Below are 12,913 nucleotides of genomic sequence, written 5' to 3' on the forward strand. Positions count from 1 at the left end.
TTTTTACTCCCTATTATACCATAATTCCTAGAAAAGCAAAATAGAAAGAAGCCTTGGAATATCCTTCCAAAGCCCCTCAGCCCTTCATAAAATTCGGAGATTCGCTCGCTCAATGAAATCTTTACTTCTTTTTGCTTTTAGAAGTTTGATTCCGTTGACGATTCTGTTGGATGCGCCACTCTCGCTCAAAGTAAGACATGGTTTCAAATACTCTCTTTGGTAAGCCAACATCCAGCAAATAGATTGGGATTTTCAAAACGTTAGAATGTTTTGAACTTGTAAATCTACTTCGAAGACGATTCCAGAAAGAGTTGGATTTTAAAAGTTCCTTGTCATAAAACCGAACCTCAATCATATAAAAATCCCTTGCATTTCTACTACCCTTAATTCTCGTGAGAGCAAACTGTTCTACCTGTCCCCAGGAATAAAACTGCCAGTCTTTCTTTGGATATGGTTTATAGAAAAATCCTTGAGCCGTACATTTCAAATACTCTTTATCAGAAAAAAGCAGTCGCAAACGTTGATACAAAATGAAGCCAACGATGATGATTAAGAAACCAATAAAGAGAATGAAAGCCACCAATCCCATAGGTGGTTCTTCGGGATAGCTCAGCAAAAACGAAAAAATCCAAAGTAGAAGAGCCAATTCTAGTAGGTAAAGAATAAGGCTCAAAACGATTTTCTTACTACTCCATTTAATAATTGTTTCTTCCATTATATTAACTCACTTAAATATTCATAGCGTTCATATTTTTCCAGCAAGTCTTCATTTTTCTCGTCTAACTCTTTTTGAAGGGTAGCTAGTTTCCCAAAGTCAGAACCATTTGCTAGCATTTCTTCCTCTATAGAAGAAATGCTGTTTTCCAAGGCTTCGATGTCACCTTCAATACTTGCCCACTCCTGCTTTTCTTGGTAGGTCATCCGTTTCTTTTCTTCACGGACTTTAACGACTTTTTCCTTCTCAACTTTTTGACTTTGTGTTACTGCTTCTGCTTCAAAGGCCTTTTCATCTAGATAATCTGTATAATGGCCAAAGAAAGGACGGATGGTCCCGTCTTCAAAAGCAAGAATCTTAGTTGCTACCTTATCAAGGAAATAGCGGTCGTGACTAACTGTCAAGACTGGTCCTGCAAAACCTTGCAAGAAATTTTCTAGAACTGTTAAGGTTGCAATATCAAGGTCATTTGTTGGTTCATCTAATAAAAGCACATTGGGTTTTTCAAGGAGTAGTTTGAGGAGGTACAGACGCTTCTTCTCTCCACCTGACAGCTTCTCAATCAAGGTGCCGTGCGTTGAACGAGGGAAAAGAAATTGTTCTAATAATTCTGCAATGGATGTCGTGGTACCACCGCTAGTCTTAACCTCTTCTGCCACTTCTTGCAGGTAATTGATAACCCGCTTACTTTCATCTAAACCTTCGATTTGTTGAGAGAAATAAGCGATACGAACTGTTTCACCGATGATAACTTGTCCTTCAGTCGCTTCAAGTCTTCCTGCAATAAGGTTAAGAAGGGTTGACTTCCCAACACCATTGTCCCCGACGATTCCGATACGGTCTTTGGCTTGTACCAAAAGATTAAAATGTTTCAGAATCGGTTTATCGTCATAGGCAAAGGAAACATCCTTAAACTCGATAACTTTTTTACCGATACGGCTAGTTTCAAAATTCATGCTCAAGTCTGTCTCAACGCTAGTATTTGAAACTTCCTTTTTCAAGTCATGGAATCGATTGATACGAGCCTGTTGCTTGGTTGCACGAGCTTGAGGTTGCCGTCTCATCCAAGCTAATTCTTGTTTGTAAAGTTGTTCCTTTTTGTGAAGAAGAGCTGCGTCACGCTCATCCTGTTCAGCCTTAAGACGGACATAATCTTGATAATTCCCCTGATACTCTGTTAATCCACCTCTATCCAATTCAAAAATTCGCGTAGAAAGAGCATCTAGGAAATAACGATCGTGGGTGATGAAGAGGACGGTCTTCTTGGAATTCTTCAAGAAAAGTGTCAGCCACTCGATGGTCGCAATATCCAAGTGGTTGGTAGGCTCATCAAGAAGCAAGAGATCATGATTCCCTAAAAGCACTTGCGCCAATTGAACCCGTCTACGAAGACCACCCGACAAAGCTCCAACAGGAGTTGATAATTCTTGAATACCTAGTTTACTGAGAACAGTCTTGACCTGACTTTCAATTTCCCATGCTTGGAGAGAATCCATCTCCGCCATGACCCGTTCTAGACGCGCCTGCTTGTCCTCACTGTAGTTGAGCATAAGCAGTTCATACTCCCGAATCAACTGGATTTCTTTCAAATCACTTGATAAAACAGTATCCAAGACAGTCTTGCTGTCATCAAAATCGGGATTTTGAGTCAGGTAGCCAATCTTGTAATCACTCTTTGCTGAAAAAGGGCTAATATCGCCATCAAAACCTGAAACACCTGAAAGCACATCTAGAAGGGTTGTCTTTCCTGTTCCATTGACACCAATGAGTCCTATACGATCTAAGTCGTGGATGATAAAAGAAATATCCTTAAAAACGGTCTTGTCACCAACTGATTTACTTAGTTTTTCAACGATAAAATCACTCATTTTCTCTCCCTTAAGTATGCATGAATGGCTTCCACTTCATTATCTAGATTACCATCCACAATAGCGTACTCAATTTCCTCTAAAACATCTCCTAATTCTGGACCTGGATGATAGCCATATTCCTTGATGAGAATGCCACCATTAATTTGCATCTCTTTCTTATCATGAATAGTCAAGCTCTCGTAGGTTTCTGTGATCGCTTGTGGATTGACTTCCTTCCCTTGAGCTCTGCGAAGATTTTCAGCTTGTAGAAGCAAGTCCAAATTAAAACGGTAACAATCACGGTTACCTAGTTCCCCTTCTTCTCGAAGAGCCAAAATAGACAGCAAATCCTGTACCTGCTTAGCAAATTGGCGTGAAGTCTTCCAATGTTTCAAAAATTGTTGAGCATCTTCCACTTCTAAAACCCATAAAAGTGCTGCCCAAGCTTGCTCAGAAGATTCAAAAGTAAAATCTTTTTCTAAATCAAACAAAGACTGGAGTTTCTCCTGACTGCCTACCATATCTGGAAGATAATCATAAGCTTGACTCTCAATCATAGATGATAAACCTACTCGCCAATAGGGAGCCAGTAAAAGCTTATCAAACTCGACAAAGGTGCGCTCCACAGAGATTTTATCTAAGAGTGGCGTCAAGGCCTTCATCGCTTCAAACGTTTCTTGCTCGAGTTCAAAACCAAGACTAGCTTGGAAACGAAAGCCACGCATGATGCGTAGCGCATCTTCATTGAAACGTTCACTAGCTACACCAACTGCACGCAGGACCTGATTTTCTAAATCTTTGAGACCATCAAATAAATCGACGATTTCCCCTGTCTCATCCAAGGCAAAGGCATTGACTGTGAAATCTCGGCGTTTAAGATCTTCTTCGAGTGAACGAACAAAAGAAACAGAACTTGGTCTCCGATAGTCTACATAGACATCCTCTGTTCGAAAAGTAGTTACTTCGTACTCTTCATCTCCATCTAAAACCAAAACGGTCCCATGCTCAATGCCGATATCAGCTGTGCGTGGAAAAATCTGCTTAGTCTCTTCAGGATAAGATGAAGTCGCGATATCCACATCATGGATGGGACGATTGAGTAGGGCATCCCTAACAGAGCCACCCACAAAATAAGCCTCAAATCCTGCTTCTTTAATTTTTTCTAATACTGGTAAAGCCTTCTGAAATTCAGAAGGCATTTTTGTTAATTTCATAGTAAGTGTTCTAATCCATAGACAAGCTCATGACGCTTGACAACTTCTTTGATTCCCAAATTCACCCCTGTCATGAAGGAGCTACGATCATAGGAGTCATGACGCAGAGTCAATCCCTCTCCTTGATTTCCAAAAATGACCTCTTGATGAGCTACCAAACCTGGCAAGCGAACTGAGTGGATACGCATACCATCAAAGTTAGCCCCACGTGCTCCCGCAATGAGTTCTTCCTCATCAGGCGCACCTTGCTGAATAGACTCTCGGACTTCAGCCATCAACTCAGCTGTTTTGATAGCTGTCCCGCTCGGCGCATCTTTTTTCTTATCATGGTGAAGTTCAATAATCTCCACATTTGGGAAATATTTAGCTGCTTGTGCTGCAAACTGCATGAGTAAGACAGCACCCAAGGCAAAGTTAGGAGCAATCAAGCCACCCAAATCTTTTGAACGTGAAAATTCTTTTAATTCTTCGATTTCTTGACTGGTGAAACCTGTCGTTCCTACTACTGGAGCAAAGCCATTTTCAAGAGCAAAGCGTGTATTCTCATAGGCGACAGCTGGTGTAGTAAAGTCTACCCAAACATGGGCATCAAAGCCTGCTAAGTCATTTTTATCATTGAATACTGGAATTCCTTGCCATTCAGATGCAGACTCAAAAGGATCCAAAACAGCTACTAGTTCAAGTTCAGGATCAGACAAAACCATCTGACAAGCAGATTGGCCCATTCTTCCCTTAAAACCAGCAATAATCACTCGAATACTCATCTTTACTCCTATCTAAGATACAAAGCCTGTAAGAACACAAAGTGAAAATAGGAGTTCTGATCAAGGAGTTTCTTCTCCTTGGAAGAACTATCTTTTTCACACAGGGTTCCAGGCGTGTTCAATTCTAAGATACAAAGGACGTTAGCTGCCCACATTACGAGACTATACAATTGGAGTGTAACTCAGAGCGATACTACCTTCACCAAGGTGAGTCCCAATAACACTACCGAAGGTTGCAATTGAAATGTCTGTAGCTACTCCGCCGTCTAACAAAAGCTGACGCAAATCAGCTGCTTTTTGAGGAGCATTCCCATGAATGACAGTAATCTGATAATTTCCATCACTTGTTACTTCTTTGACAATTTCAACCAAACGTTTTGTTGCTTTCTTCTCTGTACGAACCTTCTCATAAACTTCGATAACACCTTGGTCATTGAAATATAGAATTGGTTTAATGCTAAGAAGGTTTCCTAAAATGGCTGCGCCATTTGATAAACGACCACCTTTAACCAGATGATCAAGGTCATCTACCATGATAAAGGCAGAAGTATTTTCAATCTGTTCTATTAACTTGTCTAGTATAGACTGGAAATCATCTCCCTGCTCAGACCATTGAAACACACTTTCCACCATGAATCCTAGTGGTGCACTTGTAATTCGAGTATCAGGAAAAGCAATGGTTAGACTTTCGAACTCATCCGTCATATACTGGATATTCTGGTGAAATCCTGAGATTCCAGAAGAAAGGAAGAGACCCAAAACATGAGTATAGCCTTTTTCTTTTAATGATGATAAAATTTCATCCAACTTTGCAATACTTGGTTGACTTGTTTTAGGTAGTTCAGATGAACGAGCCATTTTTTCATAAAATTCTTGAGCGGTTAGATTTACACCTTCAACATACTCCTGTCCGTCGATATTCACAGGAATGTCAAGCACAAATAAATCTTCTTTCCGCAAGGTTTCCGCTTGTAGAAAAGCAGATGAGTCTGTTATGACCGCTAATTTCATTTTTTTAAAACTCCAAATTAATTCCTGGTAAGTCTAGTGCAATTTCCGTTACTTCATAAGTCAAACGGTTTAGCATATCCAAAGAAGGACGAGCAAGCGTCTCAACTTCTTCTTGACTAAAGTCACTTGGTTGATCTACGATACGACCTTCAACGTGGTTGACTTGAGAAATAGTACCACTGATTACAAATTTATCAAAGACAATCATAAAGCTCAAAACAACTACGAGAGAAGTCACCTGATTTTCTTGGTCATGTTGAAGTAGTTGGAAGTTCACATCAACCTTTGTTTCAGGAATTCCGTTCTCATTTTCCCATTCAAAATTACGCGCATCAAAGTGATACTGACTTACAAATTCTTGTTCACGTTTTAAATTCATCATATTCTCCATGGTTACAATTTACTTTGACATTGTAACATATTTTCTTATTTTCTGCTAACTTTCCTAAATTCCGATTTCTGCTTTCACAACTTCAGCAATGGTATCCACATAGTAATCTACTTCTTCAGTTGTTGGTGCTTCAGCCATGACACGCAAGAGTGGCTCAGTTCCACTTGGGCGAACAAGAATACGTCCGTTCCCTGCCATCTCTTCTTCCATCTTATCGATAATAGCCTTGATAGCTGGTACTTCCATGGCCTTGTCTTTCATGGCATTTTCCACACGGATATTAACCAATTTTTGTGGGTAAATTGTTACTTCTGAAGCCAATTGAGATAAGCTCTTCCCTGTTTCTTGCATGATCTTAGTCAATTGAACTGCTGAAAGTTGACCATCACCAGTTGTATTATAGTCCATCAAGATAACGTGACCTGACTGTTCTCCACCGAGATTGTAGCCTGATTTTCTCATTTCTTCAACTACATAGCGGTCTCCAACAGCAGTGACAGCTTTATTAATGCCTTCACGATCCAAGGCTTTATGGAAACCAAGGTTGGACATAACTGTTGTTACAATTGTATTTTGTGCCAATTGACCTTTTTCAGAAAGGTATTTACCGATGATATACATAATCTTATCACCGTCGACAATCTCACCATTTTCATCTACTGCAATCAAACGATCGCTGTCCCCATCAAAGGCTAAACCAATGGCAGATTGACTTTCTTTTACAAGTTCTTGCAAAGCTTCTGGATGAGTCGAACCAACATTCAAGTTAATGTTCAAACCGTCTGGAGTTTCTCCAATGACAGTGATTTGAGCACCCAAATCTGCAAAAATTTGACGAGCACTTGTAGAGGCTGCTCCATTTGCAGTATCCAAGGCTACCTTCATCCCTTCAAGACCTGTTCCAGTTGAAACCAGGTAGGCTTCATACTTGCGTAATCCTTCTGGGTAATCAACAACAGTACCTAATCCTTCAGCACTTGGACGTGGGAGAGTATCTTCACTGGCGTCAAGCAAGGCTTCGATTTCTGCTTCTTTTTCATCGTCTAGCTTAAAGCCATCTCCACCAAAGAATTTAATCCCGTTATCAAGGGCTGGGTTGTGGCTAGCTGAAATCATGACACCTGCGCTCGCTCCTTCAGTTTTCACCAAATATGCTACTGCAGGCGTAGCAAGTACACCAAGTTTATAAACGTGAATTCCCACAGAAAGAAGACCAGCAATCAAGGCTGCTTCTAACATTTCCCCTGAAATACGTGTATCGCGTCCAACAAAAACCTTAGGCGCTTCTGTCGCATGTTGACTGAGGACATATCCTCCAAAGCGACCCAATTTAAAGGCCAATTCTGGCGTTAATTCTACGTTTGCTTCTCCACGAACTCCGTCCGTTCCAAAATATTTACCCATTTTATCATTCCTTTTCTAGTATAATATTTATTTTAAGATTCTGACTTCGTCTCTGCTGCTGTCGTTGAAGAGTTTTCAGTAGATGAAGTATTACTTGTTGTGGTTGTGCTACTTGTTGTTCTTACAGCTTTGGTCGTTACTTTCATAGTAGTTTCAAAAGGTGTAATCACTGTTGGTAAGACAGCTCCATTTTTATCAACAGCTTGCAAAGGAACTGATCCAGAATAGTTCCCTGTAATCTGTTCACTCGTTGGTAAAACTGCAACAATCCGATCAATCTTAGATAGTGTATCCGCATCACTAGTTACTGAAACTTTTTCATCAGAAACAGTCACACGTTCGATTATAATCTTCTCATCAATTTGACTAGAATCAATTTGAGGTATAACAGGTACATTATCTCGAGTAACTTTCTTACCAACCTTGACTGTGATCTTTTGTGGTGTTGCTACAGCTGTCAAACCACTTGGAAGATTTTCAATGGTCAAGGGAACTTCAATCGTTCCTTCTGTAGCTTGCGTCAAATCAGCAGTCACTTTAAATTTACGAGTGCTCTCTTGCATCTCACTAGCCAAGGTGACTCGATTCGAACCCGTCAAAAATACCGTTACTTCTGAGCTGAAACCACTGATAAAATATTGCTCACTATCATACTGAATATCAATCGGTACATTGACTACTGTATTGGTATAGGTTTCAGTTTTAGTTTGTCTTGCGTTGGTATTGTTTTGATAATTGATTGATGTTGCATAGATAAACAGGACACATGCAAAGAGGAGTGAGGAGATGATATAAAGACTATTTCTTTTCATTATTCCAGCCTCCTAATAGACGTTCTTTTAAGCTTAGTTCTTGTTCATCCTTAGGTATCAGAATACGACGTAGTTCTTCCTCGAATTCTTCCAAACTTAGATCATGTTTGAAGACACCGTTATAGGTGATGGATATACCTCCAGTTTCTTCAGATACAATAAAAGTAAGGGCATCTGAAACTTCTGATAAACCTATGGCTGCACGGTGACGAGTTCCGAACTCTTTGGAAATACCTGTGTTTTCAGTCAGTGGTAAATAGGCAGAAGTTACTGCAATCCGATCTCCACTGATAATGACTGCACCGTCATGGAGAGGCGTATTAGGGATAAAGATGTTAATTAATAACTCAGCAGAAATCTTAGCATCCAAAGGAATTCCTGTAACGATGTACTCCTGCAAGGTTCTCACACGTTGAACAGCTACTAAAGCTCCAATCTTTCGCGGGCTCATATACTCAACCGATTTTACAAAAGCCTGGACCATTTGCTCTTCTGAACTCATAGGAGTATTTGAAAAGAAGTCCGTAGCTCGACCTAATCGTTCCAAACCTGTCCGAATTTCTGGAGAAAAGATAACAACCGCTGCGATAACTCCATAGGTAATCAATTGGTTAATCAACCAGGAAATAGTCGTCAAGCCCAAAAAATTAGCCGCAATCTGAGCTAAGATAAAAACTAAAACGCCTCGAACCAGAATCATAATCTTGGTTCCTGCAATTGATTTTGTAAATTGATATAAGATATAAGCGACGATTAGAATATCAATCACATTTATCGCAATACTCCAAGGACTGGAAAACAAACTAGACCAGTATTGAAGATTAGATAATTGCTGAAAATTCATCCTGTGTCCCCTCTCCAAAAAAGCTTCTCTTCATTATACCATTTTTAATGGAAATTTTCTCCCCCCTACCTCATTTTAAATTGGCAGAATATATGATAGAATAAAATGATAAAAATGAAATAAGGAGAAACCATGTCTGAATTATATGATATTACCATCATAGGGGGTGGCCCAGTTGGTCTTTTCGCAACCTTTTATGCAAATTTACGTCAAGCTAAAGTACAAATCATTGACTCTCTTCCTCAATTAGGTGGCCAACCTGCCATTCTTTATCCTGAAAAACAAATTCTTGATGTCCCAGGTTTCCCAAATCTCACTGGTGAAGAACTAACTAATCGCCTCTTAGAACAACTAAAAGGTTTTGATACACCAGCACATCTCAATGAAACTGTTCTTGACATTGAAAAAGAGAATGATGTATTTAAGATAACAACTACTAAAGGTATTCATAGTAGTAAAGCTGTCATTATCGCTATGGGTGGAGGTGCCTTTAAACCACGTCCACTTGAATTAGAAGGTGTTGATAGTTATGAAAATATCCATTACCACGTTTCTAACATTCAACAATATGCTGGCAAGAAAGTAACCATCCTGGGTGGAGGAGACTCTGCTGTGGACTGGGCCTTAGCTTTTGAAAAGATTGCTCCAACTACACTTGTTCACCGTCGAGATAACTTCCGGGCTCTCGAACATAGTGTCCAAGCCCTTCAAGAATCATCTGTTAGCATCAAAACACCATTTGTACCAAGTCAACTTCTTGGAGATGGAAAAACTCTTGACAAGCTTGAAATCACAAAAGTCAAATCCGATGAGACTGAAACTATTGAACTCGATCACCTCTTTGTCAACTATGGCTTCAAATCATCAGTTGGTAATCTTAAAAACTGGGGATTAGAACTGAATCGCCATAAGATTATTGTCAATAGCAAGCAAGAGTCAAGCCAAGCTGGAATTTACGCTATCGGTGACTGCTGCTACTATGAAGGTAAGATTGACTTGATTGCAACAGGTCTTGGTGAAGCACCAACTGCTGTCAACAATGCTATTAACTACATTGACCCTCAACAAAAAGTGCAACCAAAACACTCAACAAGTCTATAAGAAAAAAACCACGAATCCTAGGATTCGTGGTTTTATAGTTCATCAGCAATTTTATTGATTTTTCGTAATCTATGATTGACACCGCTTTTGGTGAGTGGATTTGTCAAACTGTCTGCCAATTGCTGGATAGAGTAGTCCGGATGTTGGATACGCAAATGTGCTACTTCTTGCAAATCTACTGGTAGGCTATCTAGACCAACGGTATCTATGATTTTACTGATATTGTTGATGGTTTTCATGCTCGCAGAAACCGTACGAGCAATATTTGCTGTCTCTGCATTATTAGCACGATTGAGATCATTGCGAGTTTCTCGGAGAATCTTGACGCCTTCAAAAGTATCTCTCGCCTCCATGGCTCCCACTAAAATCAGGAAATCCATAATATCTTCCGCTCGCTGAAGATAGGTCACTGCCCCCTTTTTTCGTTCGATCACTTTAGCATCTAGCAAGAACTGCTGCAAGAGCGAAGCAATCCCTTGGGCGTGGTCCAGATAAACAGAACTTATTTCTAACTGATACTTGCCTGACTCAGGATCCCGAATACTCCCATTTGCCAAAAAGGCACCACAGAGATAGGCACGACCTGCTTCCTCATCTCCTAAAATATCTGGATCAATACCTGTTTCCAAACCAAAGAAAGAATCGGCCAAACGCAAATCTGCTAAAAGTTCCTGGACTCGCTCATCCGTAAATACAGTATAGACGCGATTTTTCCGTAAATTACTTCTCTGGTGGTGACGAATCTCAGACTTGATGCCGTAAAAGTGCAAGAAAGATTCATAGAGATGACGGGCCAACTTAGCATTTTCTGTAATGACGGACAAGGTCAAACCAGAGCTAGATAAACCAATACTACCGGACATCTTGATAATAGCTGACAATTCATGACGACTCAGGTGATGCTGACTTAAAATTTCTTCTTTTACTGCTACTGTAAAACTCATTTTCTCACCTGTATGATATGCATGAGCTCATCTACGATTAAATCACCATCGTGAAAGGCTCCCCCATTTTCCAAGCGTAGAAAGTTGGATGAAATGACACGTGGGACTTGCTTACGCAAACCTTCAAAATCATGCTCAACCTGCACCAAATACTCATCAAAACGGTTGGTATCCATATAGTCCCTCGGAACCTTTTCGATGTTAACAAGGACAGTATCGATAAATGGACGGCCCAAATGACGATGCAAGACTGCTACGTGATCACTATCTGAGAAATGCTCCGTTTCTCCACGTTGAGTCATAATATTGCAGACATAGGCAACCTCTGCCTTAGTCTCTAGAAGAGCCTGTCCAATTTCTTCAATAACAATATTTGGTAAGATGGATGTAAAGAGCGATCCCGGTCCCAAAACAATCATATCACTCTCAAGAATAGTATTGACAACTCGGCGACTTGCCTGTGGCTTTTCATCATCCAGAGTGTTTGTCACATAGACATGGTCAATCATACCTGGATGATCTGCAATGTGACTTTCCCCAGCTACTTCTGAACCATCTTTAAAGACAGCATGGAGTGTCAAAGGATGGTCACTTGATGGGAAAATTTTCCCTGTAGTATGGAAGAATTTACTCAGCAATTGCATGGCATTATAGGTCGAACCCTGCATTTCAGATAATCCAGCTATGATAATGTTTCCTAATGGATGACCTGCAAAAGCACCTGCATCCTCTGAAAAACGGTATTGAAAGACCTTTTCATAGAATTTTGGCATATCTGACATGGCTACAAGGACATTACGTAAATCCCCTGGAGGTGTCAACTGTTGAATATTCTTACGCAATTCACCTGAAGAACCACCATCATCCGCAACGGTTACTATGGCTGCAATTTCGACGTCTTTTTCCCGTAGACTATTTAAAATAACAGGGATTCCGGTTCCTCCACCGATCACCGTAATTTTGGGTTTTCTCATGAACGGTTTACCGTTTCCTTTCTTCGATCTTTATCACGATGACTTTCGTTTACAGGCCACTTTTTAGCTAAATCATTGGCTAATCGTTTCGCAAAAGCAACACTTCGGTGTTGACCACCAGTACAACCAATCGCAATAGTTAAGACTGATTTGCCTTCTTTTTTATAGCCTGGTAGGATTGGTTCAATCAAGGCTAACAAATGACGGTAGAAATCTTCAGATTCCTCATGGTTCATGACATAGTCATAAACTGCCTGATCTTCACCTGTCTGATTGCGAAGTTCTGACAGATAGTAAGGGTTTGGTAAAAAGCGAACATCAAATACCAAATCGGCATCAATTGGAATGCCGTATTTAAACCCAAATGACATGACCTCGATACGGAAAGACTGCGTTTGTTCCTGGTCCGAAAATTGCTCTGCAATAGTCTTGCGAAGTTCACGAGGAGTTAACTCTGTTGTGTCAACCACATTTTGGCTCATATTTTTTAATGGAGCTAAGAGTTCACGTTCCAGCTTGATACCGTCCAAGATACGACCATCTGCTGCAAGAGGGTGACTTCTTCTAGTTTCCTTATAACGTGCCACCAATTCCTTATCAGCAGCATCCAAAAAGAGAATTTTGAAGTCCAAATCATCTTGATTTTCCAATTCATCCAAGACAGCCTGAATCTCTGAGAAGAAAGAGCGGCTTCGCATATCCACCACTAGGGCTAACTTGTGGTCGTCATCCTTGGTCTCTACCAACTGCAAAAACTTTGGCAATAGAGCTGGTGGCATATTATCAATAGTAAAATATCCTAAATCTTCAAAGGATTGAATGGCTACAGTTTTCCCTGCACCACTCATCCCTGTTACAATCACCAGGTGAAGTTGTTTCATTGTCATCA

13 protein-coding genes are annotated in these 12,913 nt (G+C 40.3%); 1 reads left to right on the top strand and 12 read right to left on the bottom strand.

Annotated elements, in window-relative coordinates; translation table 11 throughout:
* Positions 1–121 precede the first annotated feature (121 nt).
* The 9 genes from LG369_RS06115 to cdaA form a co-directional block, all read right to left on the bottom strand.
* Positions 122–715, bottom strand: coding sequence for a hypothetical protein (locus tag LG369_RS06115; protein ID WP_225750609.1), 594 nt, complete (start codon positions 713–715; stop codon positions 122–124).
* Positions 715–2,583, bottom strand: a complete 1,869-nt coding sequence (locus tag LG369_RS06120; RefSeq protein WP_225750610.1) for an ABC-F family ATP-binding cassette domain-containing protein — start codon at positions 2,581–2,583, stop codon at positions 715–717. Before LG369_RS06120 ends, LG369_RS06115 begins: the two co-directional genes overlap by 1 nt.
* Complete coding sequence (locus LG369_RS06125) at positions 2,580–3,779, bottom strand: CCA tRNA nucleotidyltransferase (protein ID WP_225750611.1); 1,200 nt, start codon at positions 3,777–3,779, stop codon at positions 2,580–2,582. Before LG369_RS06125 ends, LG369_RS06120 begins: the two co-directional genes overlap by 4 nt.
* Positions 3,776–4,543, bottom strand: coding sequence for a 4-hydroxy-tetrahydrodipicolinate reductase (gene dapB / locus LG369_RS06130; RefSeq protein ID WP_225750612.1), 768 nt, complete (start codon positions 4,541–4,543; stop codon positions 3,776–3,778). The genes LG369_RS06125 and dapB overlap by 4 nt, the downstream gene beginning before the upstream one ends.
* 162 nt (positions 4,544–4,705) lie before the next feature.
* On the bottom strand, positions 4,706–5,554 hold the full coding sequence (locus LG369_RS06135; protein WP_225750613.1) for a DegV family protein: 849 nt from the start codon (positions 5,552–5,554) through the stop codon (positions 4,706–4,708).
* A gap of 4 nt (positions 5,555–5,558) precedes the next feature.
* The gene (locus tag LG369_RS06140) at positions 5,559–5,933 is read right to left on the bottom strand and encodes a DUF1149 family protein (RefSeq protein WP_004252208.1); all 375 of its coding nucleotides are present in this window, start codon (positions 5,931–5,933) and stop codon (positions 5,559–5,561) included.
* A 66-nt stretch (positions 5,934–5,999) separates the two neighbouring features.
* Complete coding sequence (gene glmM, locus LG369_RS06145; protein WP_225750614.1) at positions 6,000–7,349, bottom strand: phosphoglucosamine mutase; 1,350 nt, start codon at positions 7,347–7,349, stop codon at positions 6,000–6,002.
* A 32-nt stretch (positions 7,350–7,381) separates the two neighbouring features.
* A complete protein-coding gene (locus LG369_RS06150) occupies positions 7,382–8,161 on the bottom strand; it encodes a YbbR-like domain-containing protein (protein WP_049494704.1) in 780 nt (259 codons plus the stop codon).
* Entirely contained in the window at positions 8,148–9,005 is an 858-nt protein-coding gene (gene cdaA / locus LG369_RS06155) for a diadenylate cyclase CdaA (protein WP_225750615.1), read from the bottom strand. The genes LG369_RS06150 and cdaA overlap by 14 nt, the downstream gene beginning before the upstream one ends.
* Before the next feature lie 132 nt (positions 9,006–9,137).
* Here cdaA and LG369_RS06160 point away from each other — a divergent pair, with 132 nt between their 5' ends.
* The gene (locus tag LG369_RS06160; protein WP_225750616.1) at positions 9,138–10,106 is read left to right on the top strand and encodes an NAD(P)/FAD-dependent oxidoreductase; all 969 of its coding nucleotides are present in this window, start codon (positions 9,138–9,140) and stop codon (positions 10,104–10,106) included.
* Between the two features lie 32 nt (positions 10,107–10,138).
* Here the strand turns inward: LG369_RS06160 and whiA are convergent, their stop codons facing one another.
* Genes whiA through rapZ form a run of 3 tightly spaced genes read right to left on the bottom strand, consistent with a single transcriptional unit; the run spans position 10,139 to position 12,911 of the window.
* Positions 10,139–11,050, bottom strand: coding sequence for a DNA-binding protein WhiA (whiA, locus tag LG369_RS06165; protein ID WP_225750617.1), 912 nt, complete (start codon positions 11,048–11,050; stop codon positions 10,139–10,141).
* Positions 11,047–12,024: a YvcK family protein gene (locus tag LG369_RS06170; RefSeq protein WP_225750618.1), complete on the bottom strand. Its 978-nt coding sequence runs from the start codon at positions 12,022–12,024 to the stop codon at positions 11,047–11,049. Before LG369_RS06170 ends, whiA begins: the two co-directional genes overlap by 4 nt.
* Positions 12,021–12,911 (bottom strand): RNase adapter RapZ, encoded by an 891-nt coding sequence (gene rapZ, locus LG369_RS06175; protein WP_049504730.1) that lies wholly within the window; start codon positions 12,909–12,911, stop codon positions 12,021–12,023. The genes LG369_RS06170 and rapZ overlap by 4 nt, the downstream gene beginning before the upstream one ends.
* Between the last annotated feature and the right edge of the window lie 2 nt (positions 12,912–12,913).

This window comes from Streptococcus sp. Marseille-Q4154 (genome assembly GCF_916700545.1).
Classification (GTDB): domain Bacteria; phylum Bacillota; class Bacilli; order Lactobacillales; family Streptococcaceae; genus Streptococcus; species Streptococcus infantis_I.

What these genes read in the sequence shown, in the direction of transcription:
- glmM (WP_225750614.1), bottom strand. Translation starts at nt 7,349, where the DNA reads ATGGGTAAATATTTTGGAACGGACGGAGTTCGTGGAGAAGCAAACGTA.
- LG369_RS06150 (WP_049494704.1), bottom strand. Translation starts at nt 8,161, where the DNA reads ATGAAAAGAAATAGTCTTTATATCATCTCCTCACTCCTCTTTGCATGT.
- whiA (WP_225750617.1), bottom strand. Translation starts at nt 11,050, where the DNA reads ATGAGTTTTACAGTAGCAGTAAAAGAAGAAATTTTAAGTCAGCATCAC.
- LG369_RS06160 (WP_225750616.1), top strand. Translation starts at nt 9,138, where the DNA reads ATGTCTGAATTATATGATATTACCATCATAGGGGGTGGCCCAGTTGGT.
- dapB (WP_225750612.1), bottom strand. Translation starts at nt 4,543, where the DNA reads ATGAGTATTCGAGTGATTATTGCTGGTTTTAAGGGAAGAATGGGCCAA.
- LG369_RS06115 (WP_225750609.1), bottom strand. Translation starts at nt 715, where the DNA reads ATGGAAGAAACAATTATTAAATGGAGTAGTAAGAAAATCGTTTTGAGC.
- LG369_RS06125 (WP_225750611.1), bottom strand. Translation starts at nt 3,779, where the DNA reads ATGAAATTAACAAAAATGCCTTCTGAATTTCAGAAGGCTTTACCAGTA.
- LG369_RS06120 (WP_225750610.1), bottom strand. Translation starts at nt 2,583, where the DNA reads ATGAGTGATTTTATCGTTGAAAAACTAAGTAAATCAGTTGGTGACAAG.
- LG369_RS06135 (WP_225750613.1), bottom strand. Translation starts at nt 5,554, where the DNA reads ATGAAATTAGCGGTCATAACAGACTCATCTGCTTTTCTACAAGCGGAA.
- LG369_RS06140 (WP_004252208.1), bottom strand. Translation starts at nt 5,933, where the DNA reads ATGAATTTAAAACGTGAACAAGAATTTGTAAGTCAGTATCACTTTGAT.
- LG369_RS06170 (WP_225750618.1), bottom strand. Translation starts at nt 12,024, where the DNA reads ATGAGAAAACCCAAAATTACGGTGATCGGTGGAGGAACCGGAATCCCT.
- cdaA (WP_225750615.1), bottom strand. Translation starts at nt 9,005, where the DNA reads ATGAATTTTCAGCAATTATCTAATCTTCAATACTGGTCTAGTTTGTTT.
- rapZ (WP_049504730.1), bottom strand. Translation starts at nt 12,911, where the DNA reads ATGACAATGAAACAACTTCACCTGGTGATTGTAACAGGGATGAGTGGT.